Below are 2,159 nucleotides of genomic sequence, written 5' to 3' on the forward strand. Positions count from 1 at the left end.
TTAGTGCTGCGGCGACCAGGCCGTAGTACTTGGCCGCTGCGTAGAGGCGCAGCCGCTGGTACGCCTCAGCGGTCGCCAAAGTTGCCTCGACGAGTCGGGCCCCGGCCTCGCCATGAAACAGGCTGAGTCGGGCTCGGTGTAGGTGACGGAGTCCGTCCAGCCATCGGTCGGCCTTAAAAAGAGCATTGGCTCGATCGAGTGCCTTGTCCGCTGCGGCGTCGCCGCCCATCGACACCGCCAACTGGCGGTCGAAGACGTCCACGAGGGCATCGAACTGCGGCTCGTCAACCAGTAACGGCGTATGGACGGTGAGAAACCTACTGGCGTGCTCGGCGGGGTAGAGCGGGGCGTCCGGCAGGGTCTCGGCGAGCCGGGCGAATGCATCCATTGCGCCGGACCGGTCGACACTGGGTACGTCGAAAGGTGCCAGGCCATTCTCTGCGATGGCTTGCAACCGTTCGTTGAGGGTGAAATCGGTCGTGGCGTCCTCGCTCTGGTACTGGTGGCCATCGGTCCCGACCTGGTCCAGGTCGGGCTGCATCTTCAGGGCGGCCAGCGACTCAAGAAGCGAGCAAGTCTCACCCGGGTACGGGTGGCCGGCGAGGAGTTCGTCAATACGGGCTGTCAGCGTTCGGTTCCACTCCATGATCCGGCCGGCAGTATGGCTCGTCTCGCCTCGCGCGCGGGCAGCGCACGTAAGCAGGAGTATCACCACTGCGTCCGCGATGAGGTTCGGATCGGTTGAGGTCGCCGCGCTGTCGATCTCGGCGGCGGTCAGATGATCGACTGGGCGCATCGATCCCAAGCCGAGGTGATGGGCGATGATGGTTTGGTGCCGCGCGGCATGCCGTAGCAGCCCGGGGGCATGCTCGTCTAACAGAGGCGCGAGCCTCTCCAACCAGAACGGGATGTCCTCGCGGCCTTCCCGCGTCAGATAGGCATACCGCAGACAGCCCGTGAGATCGACATAGTGTCCCCAACTGAGGACCGGTTCGGTGGTCGTGCGCCAGCGGGCCAGATCCGCCTCGTACCAGCCCGGCCGGTCTGGCGGCGGAGGAAGCGCACGGGCCGGCAGGTGTAGATATTGCTCAGCGATCCAGAACGTGGCATGGTGTGCCAGCAGTTCTGCGATCCCGTTCCCATCGAAGATCTCCAGGTGGACGCCGTGCTTATCGAGCACCTGGCGCTGCAGGTCGTGCCGGCGGGCGACCGGGATGTTGACCTCGCAGTACGCGAGAATGAACCTGACCGCCGTGCCGTCCGCCAGGGCACTTTCCACGTCCCCGCGAATCTTGGATCCGATGTTGTCCTGCTGCAGCGTGCAGGTGAAGCTGACTCCGTCGCCATCGCGCATCCCAAGCTCGCGCCCAAGCCGCTGCGTCTGCCCGGCCATCTCGGTGTGGTACGTCTCGAAGTCGCGCCCCTGATCACCGCCCGCCGCGACGGGTCCGGTGGCCGGGAGCAGGCTGCGGGTCACGGTAGCTCGGGCCAGCATCCGCGAAAGAGTCTCGAACTCGTGCTGCCCATTCCGGGCCGCCAACTGGTTCAGCGCAAAGCGGATCTCCGCCCTGGTCTGCTCGACCATGCCAGACATCGAAACCCCTCTCCGTTGGCCGCTTGATGAGCCACCAGCCTGGTGTAGATCCAACCTCCGCTGGTCCGGCGGACTCATCCGGTCGACCAGGACATTGTCAGTGGTAGGTCCGGATGTGAGCTTTCAGGCGCGCCGCTCAGGACAGTCCGCCGCCTTGCCGCTGGGCGCCGAGTGATCTCCGGCCGCGTCCACTCCGGTGGGCGATGCCGGCTAACCTCGCCGGCCTGCTCTGGCTCCGCAACCAGCCACCTTTCGGCGCCACCGCACGACCCAATCCCACCGGGCCCACAACCCGGCTACACCACCGATCGCGAATGCTACGCGGTCTGCGCTCCGGCGGCTTTGACCGCCCTCCAACAGGAGGTTGCCGCTGTAGACGTGGGCAGGTACAGGCGTTGCTGTTGTACTTCTGCGTGAATCCATGCCGACACTTCAGGTGACCACACCGCCCGCGGCGTGAGCTCACAACCGGGTCGCGAGCCGACCGAGGCGCGAGGACACTCATCCCGCGAGAATGAGTTGCACGCCGTACTGGCGGTGTGACTCCGGCAGGCGGCTGATGATG

General features: G+C 65.8%; 1 protein-coding gene. It reads right to left on the reverse strand.

Annotated features, from left to right (window positions below; translation table 11 throughout):
* Window positions 1–1,585 (reverse strand): hypothetical protein (locus HCJ94_RS29210; RefSeq protein ID WP_168004219.1); only part of this gene is annotated, 1,585 nt, incomplete at its 3' end.
* Window positions 1,586–2,159: the final 574 nt, after the last annotated feature.

The organism is Micromonospora thermarum, from assembly GCF_012034245.1.
Classification (GTDB): domain Bacteria; phylum Actinomycetota; class Actinomycetes; order Mycobacteriales; family Micromonosporaceae; genus Micromonospora; species Micromonospora thermarum.